The organism is Mycolicibacter kumamotonensis (genome assembly GCF_002086285.1).
GTDB classification, from domain to species: Bacteria; Actinomycetota; Actinomycetes; order Mycobacteriales; family Mycobacteriaceae; genus Mycobacterium; species Mycobacterium kumamotonense.
On the sequence record NZ_MVHU01000031.1, the window covers coordinates 36,020 to 56,363 of the forward strand.

The following is a 20,344-nucleotide window of genomic DNA, read 5'->3' on the forward strand; positions in this document are numbered from 1 at the left end:
ATTCCGGGTGACACCGATGCTCCACTCCGGTGACCGGCCGTGACACGAGTACCGGGCTACCCGAAAACCGTGACGTTTCCGCCAGGGCCAGACCGGCGCGGGCCGCGAAATGGAGTAGTCCACTACCCGTGCGTAGCCGGCGGCGTCGGCCCCAGGATGGTCATGACCCCACCAGTGAAAAGGATCCCCGGGCATGAACGAGATTCCGCGACTCGCGGTTCGCAGTCCGCAACCGTTCGACATCGTCGGCGACAGTTTCGTGTTGTGCGGGCTCGGTGGCGCCTTCGAAGGTGTCATCGGCACGGCAACCCTGACCGACCGCAACGGCACCGTCCTGACCACGGTCGCGCCGATGTTCGTGCCGAACACCGGATTCGGCTACACCCTGTTCGACTTCCCGGTCAGCTACCCGGTGCCCGCGACCGCGGAGGGCATGCTGATCGTCCACTCGGACAACCCCAGCGGGCTACCCGAGAACGACTTCACGGTGTCGGTGCCGCTGACGTTCGGGCGCCCGCTGCTCGGCGGACCGTTCCACAGTTTCTCCCTGCATCGCGTCGTCTCCGGCGACACCCTTTTCAAGATCGCGCAGGACCGCTACGGCGACGGCGACCTGTGGCAGCGGCTGTTCATCGCCAACCGAGACCGCATAGACAATCCCGACCTGATCCGGGTCGGGCAGCTACTGCGAATCCCCTAGTCCGACAGGAAGGAATGACAACCGTGAAGACCTACCAAGTCCAGCCGGGCGACACCCTGTTCGCCCTGGCCCGGCGCGAGTACGGTGACAGCACCCTGTACCCGGTGATCGCGCGGCAGAACCATCTCGCCAACCCGGATCTGATCGTGTCCGGGCAGCAGCTGCTGATCCCGTACGTGACCTATCGACACCTGGTCACCGCGGCCGATTCCACCGCGACGCGCAAGGAGATCACCCAGCACTACTACGGAACCGACGACACCAACGTGCAGTTGATCTGGGAGATCGTCAACGGAGTAGCCCAGCGGGAGATACAGCAGGGCAGCTGGCTGCACATCCCCGACCTGTCCAACGTCGGGCACCACACGGTCGTCGACGGAGAAAGCCTCGCGGGGCTGGCCGCCCGGTGGTACGGCGACGACCACCTCGCGATCGTGATCGGGTTGGCGAACAACCTTCCCGCGAACACCGAACCGAGCCCGGGCCAGGTGCTCATCGTCCCCGGCCTCAACCGGCGCCGCCACATCGCCGGCGACACCCTGGTGTCACTGTGCCGCGAGGAATACGGCGATGCGGATCTGGACACCCGGATGTCGGTCGTCGCGGCCGCCAACCACATCAGCGAGCCGGCCGCGCTCTTCTCCAACCAGGTGATCTATTTCCCCTCCTAAGTCGCCGGCCAGTGGGCGCGCCACTCCTGTTCGCTGATCTCACCCAGCGGTGCGGTGTCGGGATCGAGAACGTCCACGCCGCCGTCGCGTGCCGCGGCGATCGCCTGCTCGGCGGAGCGGACGGTATCCATGAATTCTAAAACCGCTGTGCGCAAAACGTTTTCCGCATCACTGTCGGCGTCGACCGTGACCGTTGTGAGGGTGTCGGGGACCAGGTCGGCAGGCAGGCCGGCGCGTGCGGCGCGCTGCAGCACCTTGCACACCAACGCCAATGCCGGCTGAGCGGTCGACAGATCGTCCATGATCGAGTTCCCGGCGTTCTTCTCCAGCTTCTCCCGGGCCTTGCGCTCATGCCACTGCGCCACCTGGTCGTCGAGCGAGATCTCCTCGCCGGCAAGCACCGCCGGCACCCGGTTGCACAGTTTGCGCAGTAGGGCGTCGGCGACGTCGTCGATGCCGAACGGGTGCTCAGGGGCGTCCTCGGCGATACGGGCGTGGAACAGCACCTGCAGCAGCACGTCGCCGAGCTCCTCGCGCAATTCCTCGGCGTCCCCGCCGCGGACCGCGTCGAACAACTCGTAGGTCTCCTCGAGCAAGAACCGTCGCAGCGAATCGTGGGTCTGCTCGCTCTCCCATGGGCCCGTGCTGCGCAGCCGGTCCATGATCGCGACCGCGTCGATCAACCGCTCCCCCGCCGGCGGCTCCGGTGCGGCGATCAGCGTCTCACCGGCTGCCAGGCGCGCGACGACGGCGGGATGGTTGCGATCCGAGGAGAGCAGCACCGCGGCCCGGCCCTCGAAGCCGCCGGAGAGCACCGACTGCGCCGACGGCAGCGACCACGGCACCGCGATCGGCAGTTCCTCGGTGTAGACGACGTCGCCGGTCAGCAGCGCCACGGCTTCCACCGGCACCAGCGAGGGCCGGCGGGGGTCGACCAGGACGACGGTCATCGTCGGCCGGCCGCCGTGGCTTTTTCTGCGGTGGCCGGCGCCGGGCCGGTCACATCGACGTGGCCCCGCGGCTTGCCGTCCAATGCCGCGATCAGATCCGCCACCATCTGGACGAGTTCGACGTCGCGGATGCGGGGCGCGCCGACACCAGCGCCGGCCCGCGGTATCGGAACCTGCACGGTGGCCGTGGTGGCGCGGTAACTGGCCGACGGGTGCAATCGCTTGAGCCGCAACTGGGCTGAGTCGGCCAGGGTGATCGGGGCCAGCCGCAGCGTGGTCGCCGACGGCGCCGAGACCTCGGTGATGCCCACGGCGCGGCACGACAGCCGTAGCCGGGCCACCGCCACCAGCCGGCCCGCCGGCTCGGGCAGCGGACCGTAGCGGTCGGTCAGCTCGTCGACGACCGCGTTGATGGCGGCGTCGTCGAGGGCGGCGGCCAGCCGCCGGTAGGCCTCCAGACGCAGCCGGTCGGAGTTGATGTACTCCGGCGGCAAGTGGGCGTCGACGGGCAGATCGATGCGGACGTCCTTGGTCTCCTCGGTGGTGACCGTCTCGCCGTTGAACGCCGCCCGATACGCTTCGACAGCCTCGCCGACCAGCCGCACGTACAGGTCGAAGCCCACCCCCGCGACGTGCCCGGACTGCTCGACGCCGAGCACGTTGCCGGCGCCGCGGATCTCCAGGTCTTTCATCGCCACCGCCATGCCGGCGCCCAGCTCGTTGTTCTGGGCGATGGTGGCCAGCCGGTCGTGGGCGGTCTCGGTCAGCGGCGATTCACGCGGGTAGAGGAAGTAGGCGTAGCCGCGTTCCCGGCTACGGCCCACCCGGCCCCGCAGCTGGTGCAGCTGGGAGAGCCCGAAGGTGTCGGCGCGCTCGACGATCAGGGTGTTGGCGTTGGAGATGTCCAGACCGGTCTCGATGATCGTGGTGCACACCAGGATGTCGTACTCCCGGTTCCAGAAACCCTGCACGGTGGTTTCCAGCAGCTCTTCGGGCATCTGGCCGTGCGCGACGACCACCCGGGCCTCGGGAACCAGCGCGCGCACCCGGGCAGCGGCCGCGTCGATGGAGCTGACCCGGTTGTGCACGTAGAACACCTGGCCGTCGCGCAGCAATTCCCGGCGCAGCGCCGCGGCGACCTGCTTGTCGTCGTGGGGCCCGACATAGGTCAGCACCGGGTAGCGGTCCTCGGGCGGGGTGAGAATCGTCGACATCTCCCGGATGCCGGCCAGGCTCATCTCCAGGGTCCGCGGGATCGGGGTGGCGCTCATGGTGAGCACGTCGACATGGGTGCGCAGCGCTTTGATGTGCTCCTTGTGCTCGACGCCGAACCGTTGCTCCTCGTCGACGATCACCAGGCCGAGGTCTTTCCAGCGCACCCCGGTCTGCAGCAGCCGGTGGGTGCCGATCACCACGTCGACGGAGCCGTCGGCCAGGCCGTCGATGGTGGCCTTGGATTCTTGCGCGTCGGTGAACCGGGACAAGCCCTTGACGGTGACCGGGAAGCCGGCCATCCGGGTGGCGAACGTCTGCAGGTGCTGATCGGCCAGCAGCGTGGTGGGCACCAGCACCGCGACCTGTTTGCCGTCCTGAACGGCTTTGAACGCCGCGCGCACCGCGATCTCGGTCTTGCCGTAACCGACGTCGCCGCAGATCACCCGGTCCATCGGGACCGGCTTTTCCATGTCCGCCTTGACCTCGCTGATCGCAGTGAGCTGGTCGACGGTCTCGGTGAACCCGAACGCGTCCTCCATCTCGGCTTGCCACGGGCTGTCCGGGGCGAAAGCGTGGCCGGGCGCGGCCTGGCGTTTGGCGTAGAGCGCCACGAGCTCGTCGGCGATCTCTCGGACGGCCCGGCGCGCCTTCGTTTTCGTCTGGCTCCAGTCGCTGCCGCCGAGCCTGCTCAGCGCCGGGGCCTGGCCGCCGACATAGCGGGACAGCTGATCCAGCGAGTCCATCGGCACGTAGAGCTTGTCGGTGCCGTTCGCGCCGCGTTTGCCGGAGGCGTATTCCAGCACCAGGTATTCGCGCCGCGCACCGCCGACGGTGCGCTCGGTCATCTCCACGAACTTGCCGATGCCGTGCTGGTCGTGCACCACCAGGTCGCCGGCGGCCAGCGCCAGCGGGTCGACGGCGTTGCGGCGCTTGGCCGCCAGCCGCTTGCCTTCCGGCCCGGCCACCCGGTTTCCGGTGAGGTCGGTCTCGGTGACGATCACCAGGTTGGCGCCCGCGATCACCAGGCCCTCGTGCAGTGGGCCGGCCAGCACGCCGACCACACCGGGTGCCGGTGCCGCTCCGGGCTCCAAGATGGTTGCCGCGGTGTCGGATTCGGCCAACTGTTCCACCAGCCGCTTGGCGGTGCCGACGCCGGGGGTCACGATCGCTGCCGCGCCGCCGGTCGAGGTGTGCGCGCGCAGCATGGCGAAGATCTCGTCGATGTCGCGTTGCCGCCCGCGTGCCGACGGCGACGGACGCACGTCGAGTTGGATCGCCGCCTCGTCGGAGAGCTGGCTCAGCGTCCACCACGGATGTCCCGCGGCCGTCGCGGCCTGGCCGACCTCGTCGAGCTCACGGAATCCCGACCCGCCGAGCTGTTCGATGTCGATCGGCGCGTCACCGCCGATCGCCGCGACCGACCAGGACGCCTCCAGGAATTCACGCCCGGTCTTGATCAGGTCGGCGCCGCGGGCACGGACCTTCTCCGGATCGCAGACCAGCACCGGGGTGCCCGCGCCGAGCTGGTCGGTCAGCAGTGCCTGCCGGCCGGGCCGCAGCACCGGGCCCAGCGCCTCCATGCCGTCGACCGGGATGCCCTCGGCGAGCTTGGCCAGCATGTCGCCGACGGTGCCGGTGACGGCGTTGCCGTCGCCGGGTGGCCGGTCGCGTGCCAGTTCGGCGGCGCGGGCCCGCACGTCCTCGGTGAGCAGCAACTCCCGGCACGGCACCGCCACCACGGTGCCCGCCTCGATCTCGGGAATGGAGCGCTGGTCGGCCACCGAGAACGGCCGGATCTCGGTGATCTCGTCGCCCCAGAACTCGACGCGCACCGGGTGCTCAGCGGTCGGCGGGAAGACGTCGAGGATCCCGCCGCGCACCGCGAACTCGCCGCGTTTGCCGACCAGGTCCACCCGGGTGTAGGCCAGCTCGACCAGCCGGGTGATGACCGCCTCGAAGGGCGTCTCGTCGCCGACGGTCAAAAAGACCGGTTCGATGGCCTCCAGTTGCGGGGTCATCGGCTGCAGCAGCGACCGGGCCGTGGTCACCACCACCCGCAGCGGCGGTCCCAGCCGGGCGTCGTCGGGCCGCGCCAGCCGGCGCAGCAGCAGCATCCGGGCCCCCACGGTGTCCACCCCCGGGGAGAGTCGCTCGTGCGGCAGCGTCTCCCAGGACGGGAACAGCGCCACCGTGTCGCCGTAGACGCCGCGCAGTTCGCTGGTCAGATCGTCGGCCTCGTGGCCGGTGGCGGTGACCACGAGCAGCGCCGTGTTGCGGGCGAGCGCGGCGGCGACGAAGGGCCGCGCCGCGACCGGGCCGACCAGGTTGAGTTCGGCGGGCCGGTCACCGGCGTGTTCGATGAGATCGGCGAAGGTCGGCGCGCTCAGGGCGGCTTCGACGAGCCCGGCGATCGGGGTGGCTGGGCTGGCGTGCCCCGGTGCGGTCATGATGCGGGCAATTCTAGGCGGTGCCGCTGCGGGCACCGATTTGCGTTGGGGTGCATGCCTTATTCGTCATGCAGGGTCGGATCGACCTCCAGGTGCGACAGGCCGTTCCAGCACAGGTTGACCAAGTGCGCGGCCACCACTTCCTTCTTGGGTTCGCGCACATCCAGCCACCACTGGGCCGTCATCGACACCGAACCGACCAACGCCTGGGCATACAGCGGGGCGGTCTCGGGATCCAGGCCGCGCCGGGAGAAATCGCCGGCCAGAATCGACGACACCTGGCCGATCGCATCGTTGAGCAGGGTGGAGTAGCTGCCGGAGCTGATCGACGCCGGTGAGTCGCGGATCAGGATCCGGAATCCGTCGGTGTGCTGGTCGACGTAGGTCAGCAGCGCCAGCGCGACCCGCTCGACCCGCAGCCTCGACTGGTTGTTGGTCGACTTGGTCAGCGACGTGGTGATGCCGTCCAGCAGCGCCGACATCTCCCGGTCCACCACCACCGCGTACAGCCCTTCCTTGCCGCCGAAATGCTCGTAGACCACCGGTTTCGAGACATTGGCGCGCAGCGCGATCTCCTCGATGGAGGTGCCTTCGTAGCCGCGCTCGGCGAACAGTGACCGAGCGACGTCGATGAGTTGGTGACGACGTTCGCTGCCGGTCATCCGGGCCCGCGGGGGCCTGCCATCCCTGTCCAGAGCAGCCACAATTCCCAGGATATCCAGTTCGGTAGAGTCTTCATGCACTCAATCCGTCGTGGTGTAATCGGCAGCACCTCTGATTTTGGTTCAGATAGTTCAGGTTCGAGTCCTGGCGACGGAGCTCAGATGTGTCCCACCCCTTTGGCGCGACCGTGCACAAAATGACAGGCTAGGCGGCGTGTCCACGCACAAACACGCCCCCTCGCGGACAGGAGACGGCCCCGTGGCCAGCCAGGACGCCGTCATTGTCTTGGCGGCCGGAGCCGGCACCCGGATGGTCTCCGACACCCCCAAAGTGCTGCATGAGCTGGGCGGGCGCAGCATGCTGGCGCACTGCCTGCGCGCGGCCGCCGGGATCGGGCCCCGCCACCTGGTGGTGGTGCTGGGCCACGAGCACGAGCGCATCACCGAAGCGGTCGCCGAGCTGGCGCAGGCACTGGGCTGCCGCATTGACATCGCGCTGCAGGACCAGCAGCTCGGCACCGGGCACGCGGTGCTGTGCGGTCTGGCAGCACTGCCGCAGGACTTCGCCGGCGCCGTCGTCGTCACCTCCGGCGACATCCCGCTGCTGGACACCGCCACGCTGCAGGCGCTGGTCGACGCCCACCGCAGCGCCCCGGCCGCGGTCACCATGCTGACCACCACCCTGCCCGACCCCACCGGCTACGGCCGCATCCTGCGGGAGCGTGACGGCTCCCCCGGCGCCGTGACCGGGATCGTGGAACAGGCCGACGCCACCGAGTCGCAGCGGGAGATCCGCGAGGTCAACGCCGGGGTGTACGCCTTCAACATCACGCCGCTGCGTTCGGCGCTGGGCCGGCTCGGCTCGGACAACGCCCAGCACGAGCTGTACCTGACCGACGTGATCGACATCGTGCGCGGCGACGGCCTGGCGGTACACGCCCGTCATGTCGACGACGCCGCCCTGGTGGCCGGCGTCAACGACCGGGTGCAGCTGGCCGAGCTGGCCGGCGAACTCAACCGCCGGCTGGTGGCCGCCCATCAGCGGGCCGGAGTCACCATCGTCGACCCCGCCACCACCTGGGTCGACGTGGACGTGACGATCGGGCGCGACACCACCGTCGCACCCGGAACCCAGCTGCTCGGAGGCACCCGGGTCGGGGCGCACTGCGCGATCGGACCGGACACCACCCTGACCGATGTGACGGTGGGCGACGGCGCATCAGTGATCCGCAGCCACGCCACCTCGTCGTCGATCGGAGCCGGGGCGACGGTCGGGCCCTTCAGCTACCTGCGGCCCGGCACCGTGTTGGGCGCCGAGGCCAAGCTGGGAGCGTTCGTCGAGACCAAGAACTCCACCATCGGCACCGGGACCAAGGTTCCGCACCTGACCTACGTCGGCGACGCCGACATCGGCGAGCACTCCAACATCGGCGCCTCGAGCGTGTTCGTCAACTACGACGGCCAGACCAAACGGCGGACCACCGTGGGCTCGCACGTGCGCACCGGCTCGGACACCATGTTCGTCGCGCCGGTCACCGTCGGCGACGGCGCCTACACCGGAGCCGGCACCGTAGTGCGCCACGATGTGCCGCCGGGCGCCCTGGCGGTCTCGGCCGGCCCACAGCGCAACATCGAGAACTGGGTGCTGCGCAAGCGGCCCGGCAGCCCCGCCGCCGAAGCGGCCGAAAAAGCCCAGGCGGGCGACGCGGGCACGGATCGACCGGACGAGTCAGCGTGACGTTGGTCGCGTTGAGGCAGCCCGAGGCGACGTCACCGGTCGGGCTACGTACCATAAGGCGCGAGTCAACTCGACTATTTTCCAAAATCTCCAACGGCGGGGGCAGCACGTGAGCCACGAGTGGACAGACAACCGCAAAAACCTGATGCTCTTCGCTGGTCGCTCGCACCCGGAGCTGGCAGATCAGGTCGCCAAAGAACTGGACGTCCCGGTCACCGCGCAGACCGCCCGCGACTTTGCCAACGGCGAGATCTTCGTGCGTTTCGAGGAGTCGGTGCGAGGCTGCGACGCCTTCGTCCTGCAGTCGCATCCGGCACCGCTGAACAAGTGGCTGATGGAACAGCTGATCATGATCGACGCGCTCAAGCGGGGCAGCGCCAAGCGGATCACCGCGATCCTGCCGTTCTACCCCTACGCCCGCCAGGACAAGAAGCACCGCGGCCGCGAGCCGATTTCGGCGCGGCTGGTGGCCGACCTGCTCAAGACGGCCGGTGCCGACCGGATCGTCACCGTGGACCTGCACACCGACCAGATCCAGGGGTTCTTCGACGGCCCGGTCGACCACATGCGCGCCCAGCCGCTGCTGATCGGCTACATCAAGGAGAACTACGGCAACTCCGACGTCGTGGTGGTCTCCCCCGACTCCGGCCGGGTGCGCATCGCCGAGAAGTGGGCGGACTCCCTGGGCGGGGTGCCGCTGGCCTTCATCCACAAGACCCGCGACCCGCTGGTGCCCAACCGGGTGAAGTCCAACCGCGTCGTCGGTGAGGTGCAGGGCAAGACCTGCGTGCTGATCGACGACATGATCGACACCGGCGGCACCATCGCTGCGGCGGTGAACCTGCTCCATGAGGACGGCGCCAAGAACGTCGTCATCGCGGCCACCCACGGGGTGCTGTCCGAGCCGGCCGCCGAGCGACTGGCGGACTGCGGTGCCTGCGAGGTGATCGTCACCAACACCTTGCCGATCACCGAGGACAAGATGTTTCCGCAGCTGACCGTGCTTTCGATCGCCCCGCTGCTGGCCAGTACGATCCGGGCGGTGTTCGAAAACGGCTCGGTCACCGGACTTTTCAACGGAGACGCCTGAATGACCGACGGGACCATCTACCACAACCCGCGCTGCTCCACGTCACGCAAGACCCTGGACCTGCTGCGCGACAACGGCATCGAACCGACCATCGTGGAGTACCTGAAAACCCCGCCGTCACGCGCCGAGCTGGCGGAGATGATCCGCGCGGCAGGCATCAGTGTGCGCGACGCGGTGCGCACCGGCGAGACGGAGTACGCCGAGCTGAACCTCGCCGACGCCTCTGACGACGAACTGCTCGACGCAATGGCCACCCATCCCATCCTGATCCAGCGGCCGTTCGTCGTCACCGACAAGGGGACCCGGTTGGCCCGCCCGATTGACGCGGTCCACGAGATCCTGTGATCCGCCGGGCGGCCCTGGTGTGCACCGCGGCGCTGGCGTGCGCGGCCGTCGCGGGAGCAGCGACCGGATGCGGCACCAAAGCACCTGACTACCAGTCGATTTGGGCTAACGGCAGCACTACCACCACGTCCGCCGAGGCGCAGGCACCGGTGACGGTGGGACGCTACCTGGAAGACCAGGGTGTGGCCGCCGAGGCGGTGGCCCCGAACCAGCTGACCGATTTGACGGTGTCGATCCCCACACCTCCGGGCTGGACGAAGAAAGAGAGCCCGACGTTGCCGGCGACCACCCTGGTCATCGGCAAAGGCGACAAGCTTCCGCGGGCGATCCTGAGCGTGGTCAAACTGACCGGCGACTTCGATGCACACGAGGCCATCAAACACGGGGTCGTCGATGCCCAGCTCTCGCAGAACTTCCGCCTGCTCGACGCTTCCAACGAGGACTACCAGGGCTTCCCGTCGTCGATGGTCCAGGGCACCCATGACATGGACGGTCAGCGCCTGCACAGCTGGTTCCGGATGGTGATCGCCACCGGTTCGGCACCGGCCGATCAGCGCTACCTGGTGCAGTTGTCGGTCACCGGCCTCAACGACGAGGCGCCCAAACAGGCCGCCGAGGTCGAGGCGATCATGAACGGGTTCACCGTCGCCGCCAAGTAACCCCGCGCGGCGATCGGGGCTGCTAACGTGCACCGGGCCAGGAGAAAGGGAGTTCTGTCATGGCCCTTGCCCCCACCGTTTGGACGTCGCTGCGCCTGTCCGGTGTCGGCCTCACCGTGTTCGCCGCGGGCCTGCTGGCATCGCCGGTGGCGGTGGCCGACCCGCCCCCGGGCTGCACCGCCGCCGACCTCGCCAACGTCGCCGCCGGTGTTGCCGCCTCGACGTCCGGCTACCTGTTCGCCCATCCCGACGTCAACGAGTTCTACACCGGACTGCAAGACCGGCCCGGTGACGAGGTGCCCGACGCCGTCCGCAGCTACTTCGACGGCAACCCGCAGGCCCACACCGACCTACTGGGCATCCGCCGGCCGCTGGTCGACTTCCGCAGCCGCTGCGGGTTGCCCGACGCCGACCACGGCCTGCTGGGCCAGTGATGGCCCGCCGGATCCGCGCCGCGGCAGCACTGGCACTGATCGTGCTGCCGGGCATCGTCGTCGTGACCCCGGCCGGCACCGCGGCCGCCGACGTGTGTGTCGGCGTGGGCCGCCGATTCCATGTCAGCACCTGCACCGACCTCACGCCGCCGCCGGCTTATTACGCTCCGCTGCCCGAGGACGTGCCCCCGCCACCGCCTCCCCCGCCGTCGGTCTGTGTCGGCTACAACGGCCGCTTCGTCGACACCAACAACTGCCACTGAACACCTCGGCGATCACTAGGGTGTGAGCCATGACATCCGGGCCTCCTGGACCGCCGCCGACCTTCCCTCGTTCTCCGGACGCAGCGTCATCGTCACCGGCGCCAACAGCGGGCTGGGCGCGGTCACCGCGCGTGAGGTGGCCCGGGTGGGGGCCGCTGTGACGCTGGCGGTCCGCGACACCGCCAAAGGCGAGGCCGCCGCGGCGAGCATGCCCGGCGAGGTGACCGTGCGCGCGCTGGATTTGGCCGATTTGTCCTCGGTGCGGCGGTTCGCCGACGAGACCGCGGCCGTCGACGTGCTGATCAACAACGCCGGGATCATGGCGGTGCCCTACTCGACGACGGTCGACGGTTTCGAGAGCCAGATCGGCACCAACCACCTGGGTCATTTCGCGCTGACCAACCTGCTGTTGCCCAAGCTGACCGACCGGGTGGTGACGGTGTCGTCGTTCATGCACCGGATGGGCTATGTGAGCCTCAAAGACCTGAACTGGCAGTCGCGCCGGTATCGGGCGTGGCTGGCCTACGGTCAGTCCAAACTGGCCAACCTGCTGTTCACCAGTGAGCTGCAGCGCCGGCTGGTCGCGGCGGGGTCACCGGGGTGCGATTTCCGCTCTGACCCGGGTCAGACGTTCCGTCGGCTACTGCGCCATTTGGCGTTGGACGGCGGTTGTTGATACATGCCCACCGGCGGCGGTGTACTCGTTGGCACCGAGACCGGTGGTGGGCGTAGTTCAGCGACCTTCGTCGGCGGTGGTGCTGCCGGTTGCGGGTTCGCAGGCGGCACCATGGCCTGGCTAACCGTCGAGCCGTGCTAGGTTACCGCCGCCTGCGCACTGCGTTGCTGGGCGTGGGCCATCGTCGAGCCAGACCCCGGGGCCAACACCGTATAGATTGGGCTCTGCGCCGGCCAAGCGTGTACCACCGCACGCCCCTCCCGCACACCAACCCGACCGACGGTACAGTCATATCCCGCCTCGGCGTCAGATCTGCCTGCGGCTGCTGTGCCAGTCGTGTTCGGCCGGCAGCCGTCGCAGCAGCTGGTTGACCGCGGTGGCGATATTACCGGCGGTACCCGGAGCAACCAGCATCTGTTGTCGACCGGCCGCGACGGTGTGTTCAACAACAATCCGTCCGGCCGCGATGTCGATGATGCTCACCGTGCCGGGGTGAATATAGGTCCGGGTAGGCCGGCCGGTCTCCACACCGGCCTGCAACGCCACGATCGAGGTCTGACTCGATTGGCCGGCATCGGTGGCCGCCTGCAGGATCCGCAGCTGTTCAGCGGAGAACGGCTGGCTCACCAAAAAGGCATGCAGACGCTCCGAGCTCCCGGCCGCCTCCCGCAATGTTGCGGCATCCAGATCGACCGGCCGGAACTGCACCGGTGCGACCGCGCCACACAACCGGTCGAGCTGGGCCTGCACCACCGCACCGGCCTCAGCCTCTGACATCGAGGTTCCGGCCCCGCCAAGCCGCGCCACCTCACCGGATCGCTCGATGACCACCCACCACTGGGCGAACCGCGCCAACAACGCCTGCGCCCCGTCATGATGCGGTGCCCGCACCCGCAGCAACAGTGCGACATCGCGGCGCGCCAACACCGTCAGCCACTCCACCACTGTCGGATCCACCACCCCGGCAGCATCGATCACCCCGTGCGCCCGCAACTCCGCAGCCACCGGATGCGCCAACGCGATCGACGCTGTCTCCACCTTGGGCAGCGTGGGCCGCAAACCCAACTCCGGAGCCACCACCTCGACACCCGCAAGCACCTGCAACACCCACAGGCCATCAATCGTGGTCGTCAACACAGCGCCACTGTAAGCACATAGCACGATCCGCTCTGGGCCGGAATGATTCACCAACGGCACCTGCGGCTCACCGCGATGTGGACCTGCACCCGCAGCAGTGCGATGTCGCGGCACAAGCGGAGGCAGACGCCGGGATGGATCCGGAGCCTACGATCATGGTGTGGCTGCTCTCGAAGGTGAAGACGCGTCGTCGGCACGCGAAGAGGTTCTGCTCTCGGGTCTCGTCGACTGGGTTGCACTCGACCGGATACATGGCTTTGTCGCCCAAGAAAATCGCGGCGATGTGCTGTCGGTCATTCAGGAAAAAACCTTGGAACTAATCCGTTCCTTGGTCGGCGACGGCTTATTCGATGTAGGGGATCTGCAAGGCGAGGGCGGCGAATTTGTCAGCTGGGAGACTTCAGTCGATGAATCGATCCAACGGATCCGCCACGTCTATGTCAGCAACTTCGACGACAGGTACGCGTGGGGCTGGTCCTGCTGGTTGTCCCTCACCGCAAAAGGACAACGCGTCGCCGACGGCCTTTCAAGGACGTCGGCGTTCGCAACGCCGCCGATCACCGTTGACGAGATACGGGCCGAGCAGCAGCGACTGCTGACGGCGTCATCGTTGGTCGGCGTGGTTTCCGGCTATGTCGCGGATCTGACCGCGATCGATGCTGAGTCTGCACCGGAGTGGCTGCGCAGCCTGGATATTCCCTCCGGATGGCGACGTGGCCAGCTGGCAGCCGAGGTAGCCGCACGGCCGGCCCGAGTGGTCGTCTATGGACCGAAAGCCGATGGCAGCTGGGACGCTTCGGAAACCCTGGCCCTGTTCCGGTTCACCGGATGCCCGCCCGCCGACGTCGTGCACCGCAACTCTGACCGCACGCTGCGTGATCTGAGGGCTCCGTTGGGCGACGCCGCCAGTTCCCTCGACCCACCCAGCACCGAAGTACTGGCCACCGACGACAACACCGGGGTGATCGCGGTGCGCAGTACCGGATCTTTCGTGTTCTGCCGGCGTTGGATGTGGGCCCAATTCAACACCTACATCGCGTGCTCCGAGTTAGCCGGCCAGAGTCGAATGCTCCTGCAATGCCTGTACTCTAGCAATGAGGGCGAGCTTGCGGCCGATCTCAATTCACTCGCCGATACGGTGCAGGACGCCTTCTTGGCAACCGTGCGATAGCAGCTGTGACCGGCAGCCTCCTGGAACGGCCTAAGCCAGCACCAGCAACCCGCCGATCGCAGCGATGGCACCGATGATCGCCCAAATGCCCGGATTCTGCTCGGGCGGCGGAATCTGGTCCGGTCTGATATTGACCGACGGCAAGTGAAGGTCAGGTCCCGACGGGGGGGCGGGCAATGGTTCTGGTGATGGTGTCATGGTCGGGTTTGGGGCAGGTGCCGGTTCTGCTGTTGGGGCCGGCGCGGGTTCGGGAGCCGGTTCCGGCACGACTTCGGGTTGGGGCTGCGGCCTTTTCGGTCGTTCCTCCATGTGGATGTCGACGTTCTTACCGTCGGGATACTGAATCTCGATCGTCGGGCCGCCGAACTTGCTGTTCTCACGGTAGGCGATCCTGGTCCCGTCTTCGAGGACCTGCCACTCGCCGGGGTACGTGGGGGCCCCGGGACTCGAGTTGCGTTTTCGGTCAACTGTTCGTAGAACAGTCGGATCTGTTCGGGCGTCTTGAGCACTTTGACGTGCGGTTGTCTGCCGGGTGGGAGGGGGTCCACTTTCGCATGAACATCTTTGGCGTTATTCACCGATAGTCCATGGACGCCATTGTCCCCGTCGTCGGCGTCCGGACCCAGCGGATCATGCGGCGCAACCGGTGGTGGCGCTGACGCTTCCGGCACGGCGGTCGGTGGCGAAGACGGCGTCGTCGTAGGCGGGTTGACCGGTTGCAGCGGCGCCGGCGGAGGCGAGACGACCGGTTGCGGTTGCAACGCGGCAGCCGACAGAAATCCGGGATAGGCCGTGGCCGCAGCCGGCATCGCGAATGGTTCCGCCGGTCGCACGAAGCTGGTGACTCCTGCCGGCGGTGTGGTCGGTATCCCCGGCGTGCCGGGGCGCATCCCCGCCGGTGCCCCGGGCGAGGCGGCCGGGGCGGGTGGGCCGTAGACCGCGGCATTAGACGGCGGTTGCTGATACATGCCTGTCGGCGGTGATGCCGGTACCGGGCGTAGCTCGGCGATCTTCGTCGGTGATGGTGCCGGTTGCGGGTTCGGGGGCGGCACCATGGCCGGGCTGGTGGTCGAGCCGTACTGGGTTACCGCCGAGGCGGCCTGTACGGCCTGGTGGGCCTGGCGCATCGCCGCCCCGGCCACCGTGCGGCCCGCGGCGTCGGTGACCGCCGCGGCCCGCGGCGGCCGGCGCGGCCGGTGAAGCCGCCGGGGTCGCCGGTGGCGGCGGGGTCGCCAACGCTGTGGTCGCGGTGTTCAACGCCGCCCCATAACTGCTGCCCGCCGAGGCATTCCTGGGCCACATGTGCCCGAAGTAGTCCAGATTCAACTCGGCGATCTGCGGACTCAACGCCCCCAACACCCGCGGATTGGCCTCCACATCGGCGGCCTCTTGCATCCGGTTGGCCTGCGCCTGGCGCGCGGGCACCATCGCCGACACCGCACTGTGGTAAGCCTGTGCCGCACCCGTCACGATCGCCGCGCGTTCCTCCAACCACACCGCCAGTGCCGCCAACGCGGTATTGACCCCGGTATGTGCAGCCTGACTGCCGGTGGCACCGGCCCCCGACCACGCGCTGCCATAGATGCCGGCGGCATTGGCCTGCGAGGCCGACGTCAGTGCCTGCAATCCCGCTGCCTGCGCACTGAGTTGTTGGGCGTGGGCCATCGTCGAGCCTGAACCCGGCCCCGAAGCCAACACCGAATGATTGGCCTCCGGGCTCTGCGCCGGCCAGGAATACGCCACCGCACGCCCCTCCCGCACGCACACCAACCCAATGGAGGCTACTTGATACGGTTCCACGGCTCTCGATTTCCGCTCTGAGGTGCTGATGCGCTAGCCTGACCGGGCGTCACGGCGAGGGCGGCCCCTTCGGCCGCCGTTATCGGCGAGGACCTGATGGTTGTCGCGATCTGGCCGTGCCTCATGCACGCCGCAGCAACCACAGGAGTATCGATGGCCAAGTCCCCGACCACCAACCAGCTCACCGTCTCGGTGCGTTCCGAGACTGGCAAGGGCGCATCCCGCCGGGCCCGCCGCGAGGGCAAGGTCCCCGCGGTGCTCTACGGCCACGGCACCGATCCCCAGCACCTGGAGCTGCCCGCCCACGACTACGCGGCCGTGCTGCGGCACTCCGGCGCCAACGCGGTGCTCACCCTCGACATCGACGGCAAAGAGCAGCTGGCGCTGACCAAGGCGCTGGACGTCCACCCGATCCGCCGCACCATCCAGCACGCGGACCTGATCGTGGTCCGCCGCGGCGAGAAGGTCATCGTCGAGGTGAACGTCGTCATCGAGGGCGAACCGTTCCCGGGAACTCTCGTCACCCAGGACGCCACCGCGGTGGAGATCGAGGCCGAGGCGCTGTCGATCCCCGAGCAGCTGACCCTCTCGATCGAGGGTGCCGAAGCCGGCACCCAGTTCACCGCGGGCGGCCTTGAGCTGCCCAAGGGCGTGACGTTGATCTCCGACCCGGAGCTGCTGCTGGTCAACGTGATCGAGCCGGTCGTCGAGGCAGAGGCCGAGACCGAAGAGGCGGCCGAGGAGGCCGCCGTCGAGGAGGCCGGCGAGGCCGCGGCTCCCGAGGCGGAGTAGGCCGAGCACGGCGTGGCCGAGTCGCCGCCGGTACTGGTGGTCGGCCTGGGCAACCCCGGGCCGAACTATGCCCGCACCCGGCACAACGTGGGCTTCATGGTCGCCGACCTGCTCGCCGAGCGGATGGGGTCGGCGTTCAAGCTGCACAAGAAGTCCGGGGCCGACGTGGCCACCGGGCGATTGAGCGGGCGTGCGGTGATACTGGCCCGTCCGCGCTGCTACATGAACGAGTCGGGGCGCCAAGTGGGGCCGCTGGCCAAGTTCTACTCGGTGCCGGTGGGTGACCTGGTGGTCGTCCACGATGATCTCGACTTGGAGTTCGGCCGGATCCGGCTTAAGCAGGGCGGCGGTGAAGGCGGCCACAACGGGCTGCGCTCCATCGCAACAGTGCTGGGCAGCAAGGACTTTCAGCGGGTTCGCTGGGGAATCGGGCGCCCGCCCGGGCGTCAGGATCCCGCGGCGTTCGTGCTGCAGGCCTTCGGTGCGCGCGAGCGCGCGGAGGTGCCGACGATCTGCGAGCAGGCCGCCGACGCCACCGAGCTGCTGATCAAACTGGGTCTGGAGCCGGCGCAGAACATCGTGCACGCCTGGGGTTAGTGGCGCGAGCAGACACAGACTCGCACGGATCGGCTCGCTGAGATGCGATTTTGTGTCTGCTCGCCGTGGTCAGGTGACCAGGGTGACGGAGTTGGCCCGGCGCAGCTTGCCCGACGGGGTCTTGGGGATGCTGCCCGGTCCCAGTACCACCACGTTGCGGGGCCGCATGTCGACCTCGGTGACCACCTCGTGGGCCACCTGGTGCTCGATCCGGCGCACCTCGGCCGGGTCCTGCCAGGCGTTGGACTCCACCGCGACGGCGAACGTCTCGCGGGAGTGCCCGGCGTCCAGGCGCACCGCCACCGCGCAGCCCGGGCGCACGCCCTCGACCCGCCCGGCGGCCCGCTCGATGTCGGTCGGGTAGATGTTGCGGCCGGCCATGATGATGACGTCCTTGACCCGGCCGCACACCACGACGTGGCCGTTCTCCATCTGATAGCCCAGGTCGCCGGTGTCATACCAGCCGTGCTCGTCCTGCGCCGGCAGGAAGCCGGCCATGGTCAGGTAGCCCGGGGTCACCGGCTCCCCGCGCAGTTGGATCACGCCCACCCCGCGCGGCGGCAACGCGTTGCCGTTCTCGTCGACGATCCGGATCTCGATGCCCTTCAGCAGCGGCCCCAGCGATGCCAGCCGACGGGTGTTGCCCTTGGTGGCCGGCACCGCGCGGCGCAACGCGGCCAGCAGATCGGCGTCGACCTCGTCGACCACCAGGCCCGCGCCGCACTTGGAGAACGACACCGCCAGCACCGTCTCGGCCATGCCGTAGGCCGGCAGGATGGCCTCGGGCTTCAAGCCGAACGGCTTACCGGCGTCGATCAGGTCCTCGACGTCGGCCGGCTCGACCGGCTCGGCGCCCGAGAGCGCGAACCGCAGCGTGGACAGGTCGAACTGCCCCGGCGTGGCCTGCTTGCGCAGCCGCTTGGCGAACAGCGCGTAGGCGAAGTTCGGGGCGGCGGTCATGGTGCCCTTGTACTTGTCGATCAGCTTGGCCCACAGCAGCGTGTCGCGCAGGAAGTCCATCGGGGTGATCTTGACCAGCTCGGCGCCGAAGTACATCGGCACGGTCAGGAACCCGATCATGCCCATGTCGTGGAAGCACGGCAGCCAGCTGACCATGACGTCCTTCTCGACGTCGTACTCGGCGCTGATGAACATCGCCTCGGCGTTGGAGTAGATGTTGCGGTGGGTGATCTGCACGGCCTTCGGCGATCCGGTCGACCCGGAGGTCAACTGCATCAGCGCCAGATCGTCCTCACCGGCCTCCACCGGGTCGATCGGGTCGGCGGCCAGCAGTTCGGCGACGGTCAGGACCTTCAGGCCCTTCTCCTGCAGCACCGGCATCGCGGCCAGGAACGGATCGGAGATGATCACGGCCTTGGCGTCGATCATGTCGACGACGGTCATGGTGTCTTCGGCCCACACCGCCAGGTCGGTGCGCGGGGTGGGCTGGTGCAGCATGGTCAGGCTGGCGGCGCGTATCCACACGCCCTGCGCGGTGGGGGCGATTTCGACCGGGGCGCCGGCCAGCACGCCGACCGCGTCGCCCGGCCCGACACCGGCGGCCGCCAATCCGCCGGCGATGCGACGGGCGCGCTCGTGGACCTCGCCCCAGGTGTGCCGGACCGGCTCGTGCGGCTCACCGGTGACCATGCCCTTGGTGGATTCGCGTGCGCTGCGGAACATGTTGTCGGTAAACCTGCTCACGACGGCCTCCTAGCCGGCACCGGTACTTTGCCAACGGGCTGAGATTTCATGTTCCACCTGCTGGGGACCACTACGCGAGAGGCGCGCGCGCACAAAAGGGTGGCGTTTGCATCTCGATACCGTAATGCGCGACCGACCAGATCGGCGTGCGTCTGGTCGGCAGGGATGTCCTGGCCGCAACTAGTCACCGCGCTGTATCTTAAACTCCTCTTAATCGAGGAGCAAATCCCGGCGCCGCATTGGGTTCGCCGTCACACTCCGGTCACCGACGACGGCACCACCCGGGCGCCGTAGACCGGCCCGCTGGCCACCCGCACCGCGCGTCCGGCACCGACGGCCGCCAGCTCGACGGCGACATCGGCCGCCGACACGGCCGAGGCACACAGGAACGCGCACGTCGGCCCGGAACCGGTCACGATGCCCGACAGCGCACCTGCTTCCACCCCGGCCCGCAGCGTGCGCCGCAACGCGGGGTTGAGGCTGACCGCCGCGGCCTGCAGGTCGTTGCCGAGCAGCCCGGCCAACCGCTGCGGATCACCGGCGGCCAGCGCCGCCAGCACCGGCTCGGACTCGCCCAACTCCGGCAGGCTGCGGCCGGTCTCGCGCAACCGGTCCAGTTCGGCGAAGACCGCCGGTGTGGACAGGCCGCCGTCGCCGAAGACCAGCACCCAGTGGAACGTCTCCCGGGTCAGCACCGTCGCCAGCTCTTCGCCGCGGCCGGTGCCCAACGCGGTGCCGCCGTGCAGCGCGAACGGCACGTCGCTGCCGAGCTGGGCGGCCAGGGCGTGCAGGTCGCGGCGCGGCACGCCCAACTCCCAGAGCACATTCATCCCGACCAGGACCGCCGCGGCGTCGGCACTGCCTCCGGCCATGCCGCCGGCCACCGGGATGGACTTGTCGATGGTGATCGCCACGTCCGGGGCCCGGCCCACGTGCTCGGCCATCAGCTCGGCGGCTTGCCAGGCCAGGTTGCGCTCATCGGTGGGCAGCGCATCGGCACCCTCGCCGGCGATCCGCAACGACAGCACGTCGGCGTCGCGGATCGTCACCTCATCCACCAGCGAAACGGCATGGAAAACGGTGGTCAGCTCGTGATAGCCGTCCTCGCGGCGGTCGCCGACCGCCAGGTACAGGTTGAGCTTGCCCGGCACCCGCACGGTGACCGACCCGGTCGGGGACCACTCGGTGGCGGCGTTTCCGTCGGATGCGGTCACGCGTTTCTCCTATGTCAAGCCGCTGCCGTTTGGCAAGGGCTTTGTTGGGTTTGTTTGTCGGTTCGCATGCGGCCGAAGA

General features: G+C 68.6%; 18 protein-coding genes, 1 tRNA gene and 1 pseudogene. 13 read left to right on the plus strand and 7 right to left on the minus strand.

Annotated features, from left to right (window positions below; all coding sequences use genetic code 11):
* The first annotated feature begins 193 nt into the window (after positions 1-193).
* Both BST28_RS17895 and BST28_RS17900 read left to right on the plus strand, forming a co-directional pair.
* Positions 194-700, plus strand: coding sequence for a LysM peptidoglycan-binding domain-containing protein (locus BST28_RS17895; protein WP_083082172.1), 507 nt, complete (start codon positions 194-196; stop codon positions 698-700).
* Between the two features lie 14 nt (positions 701-714).
* Positions 715-1,371: a LysM peptidoglycan-binding domain-containing protein gene (locus tag BST28_RS17900; RefSeq protein ID WP_234808319.1), complete on the plus strand. Its 657-nt coding sequence runs from the start codon at positions 715-717 to the stop codon at positions 1,369-1,371.
* Here BST28_RS17900 and BST28_RS17905 read toward each other — a convergent pair.
* The 3 genes from BST28_RS17905 to BST28_RS17915 are packed head-to-tail and all read right to left on the minus strand — an operon-like array spanning position 1,368 to position 6,645.
* On the minus strand, positions 1,368-2,321 hold the full coding sequence (locus BST28_RS17905; protein WP_083082173.1) for a nucleoside triphosphate pyrophosphohydrolase: 954 nt from the start codon (positions 2,319-2,321) through the stop codon (positions 1,368-1,370). The genes BST28_RS17900 and BST28_RS17905 overlap by 4 nt on opposite strands.
* Positions 2,318-5,983 (minus strand): transcription-repair coupling factor, encoded by a 3,666-nt coding sequence (mfd, locus tag BST28_RS17910; RefSeq protein ID WP_083082174.1) that lies wholly within the window; start codon positions 5,981-5,983, stop codon positions 2,318-2,320. Before mfd ends, BST28_RS17905 begins: the two co-directional genes overlap by 4 nt.
* A 59-nt stretch (positions 5,984-6,042) precedes the next feature.
* Positions 6,043-6,645 (minus strand): TetR/AcrR family transcriptional regulator, encoded by a 603-nt coding sequence (locus tag BST28_RS17915; RefSeq protein ID WP_043336959.1) that lies wholly within the window; start codon positions 6,643-6,645, stop codon positions 6,043-6,045.
* A gap of 85 nt (positions 6,646-6,730) precedes the next feature.
* Here BST28_RS17915 and BST28_RS17920 point away from each other — a divergent pair.
* The 8 genes and pseudogenes from BST28_RS17920 to BST28_RS17955 all read left to right on the plus strand — a co-directional run.
* Positions 6,731-6,802, plus strand: a tRNA-Gln gene (locus BST28_RS17920).
* 102 nt (positions 6,803-6,904) lie between these two features.
* Entirely contained in the window at positions 6,905-8,383 is a 1,479-nt protein-coding gene (gene glmU / locus BST28_RS17925; protein ID WP_019737529.1) for a bifunctional UDP-N-acetylglucosamine diphosphorylase/glucosamine-1-phosphate N-acetyltransferase GlmU, read from the plus strand.
* 109 nt (positions 8,384-8,492) lie between these two features.
* Positions 8,493-9,473, plus strand: a complete 981-nt coding sequence (locus BST28_RS17930; RefSeq protein ID WP_019737528.1) for a ribose-phosphate diphosphokinase — start codon at positions 8,493-8,495, stop codon at positions 9,471-9,473.
* Positions 9,474-9,818: an arsenate reductase (glutaredoxin) gene (gene arsC, locus BST28_RS17935; RefSeq protein ID WP_019737527.1), complete on the plus strand. Its 345-nt coding sequence runs from the start codon at positions 9,474-9,476 to the stop codon at positions 9,816-9,818.
* Positions 9,815-10,477 carry an LpqN/LpqT family lipoprotein gene (locus BST28_RS17940; RefSeq protein WP_083082175.1) on the plus strand — a complete coding sequence of 221 codons (663 nt, stop codon included), beginning with the start codon at positions 9,815-9,817 and terminating at the stop codon, positions 10,475-10,477. The genes arsC and BST28_RS17940 overlap by 4 nt, the downstream gene beginning before the upstream one ends.
* Before the next feature lie 59 nt (positions 10,478-10,536).
* Positions 10,537-10,911 (plus strand): heme-binding protein, encoded by a 375-nt coding sequence (locus tag BST28_RS17945; protein ID WP_019737525.1) that lies wholly within the window; start codon positions 10,537-10,539, stop codon positions 10,909-10,911.
* Positions 10,911-11,174, plus strand: a complete 264-nt coding sequence (locus tag BST28_RS17950) for a hypothetical protein (RefSeq protein WP_065286946.1) — start codon at positions 10,911-10,913, stop codon at positions 11,172-11,174. The genes BST28_RS17945 and BST28_RS17950 overlap by 1 nt, the downstream gene beginning before the upstream one ends.
* A gap of 34 nt (positions 11,175-11,208) precedes the next feature.
* A pseudogene (locus BST28_RS17955) lies at positions 11,209-11,817 on the plus strand (SDR family NAD(P)-dependent oxidoreductase); the annotation flags it as partial.
* Positions 11,818-12,156: 339 nt separating this feature from the next.
* On the opposite strand, the gene BST28_RS17960 reads toward BST28_RS17955, so the two are convergent.
* On the minus strand, positions 12,157-12,987 hold the full coding sequence (locus tag BST28_RS17960; protein WP_065286945.1) for an ESX secretion-associated protein EspG: 831 nt from the start codon (positions 12,985-12,987) through the stop codon (positions 12,157-12,159).
* A gap of 160 nt (positions 12,988-13,147) precedes the next feature.
* Between BST28_RS17960 and BST28_RS17965 the strand changes: the two genes are divergently transcribed.
* Positions 13,148-14,158, plus strand: a complete 1,011-nt coding sequence (locus BST28_RS17965; protein WP_019738732.1) for a hypothetical protein — start codon at positions 13,148-13,150, stop codon at positions 14,156-14,158.
* Positions 14,159-15,103: 945 nt separating this feature from the next.
* Here the strand turns inward: BST28_RS17965 and BST28_RS17970 are convergent.
* A complete protein-coding gene (locus tag BST28_RS17970) occupies positions 15,104-15,919 on the minus strand; it encodes a PPE domain-containing protein (protein ID WP_207570128.1) in 816 nt (271 codons plus the stop codon).
* Between the two features lie 192 nt (positions 15,920-16,111).
* Between BST28_RS17970 and BST28_RS17975 the strand changes: the two genes are divergently transcribed.
* Positions 16,112-16,750 carry a 50S ribosomal protein L25/general stress protein Ctc gene (locus BST28_RS17975; RefSeq protein ID WP_020425507.1) on the plus strand — a complete coding sequence of 213 codons (639 nt, stop codon included), beginning with the start codon at positions 16,112-16,114 and terminating at the stop codon, positions 16,748-16,750.
* 12 nt (positions 16,751-16,762) lie between these two features.
* A complete protein-coding gene (gene pth / locus BST28_RS17980; protein WP_019738369.1) occupies positions 16,763-17,347 on the plus strand; it encodes an aminoacyl-tRNA hydrolase in 585 nt (194 codons plus the stop codon).
* Positions 17,348-17,416: 69 nt separating this feature from the next.
* Here pth and BST28_RS17985 read toward each other — a convergent pair whose 3' ends face one another.
* Both BST28_RS17985 and BST28_RS17990 read right to left on the minus strand, forming a co-directional pair.
* Positions 17,417-19,051: a fatty acyl-AMP ligase gene (locus BST28_RS17985; RefSeq protein ID WP_019738370.1), complete on the minus strand. Its 1,635-nt coding sequence runs from the start codon at positions 19,049-19,051 to the stop codon at positions 17,417-17,419.
* A gap of 251 nt (positions 19,052-19,302) precedes the next feature.
* The gene (locus BST28_RS17990) at positions 19,303-20,265 is read right to left on the minus strand and encodes a 4-(cytidine 5'-diphospho)-2-C-methyl-D-erythritol kinase (RefSeq protein ID WP_083082177.1); all 963 of its coding nucleotides are present in this window, start codon (positions 20,263-20,265) and stop codon (positions 19,303-19,305) included.
* Positions 20,266-20,344: the final 79 nt, after the last annotated feature.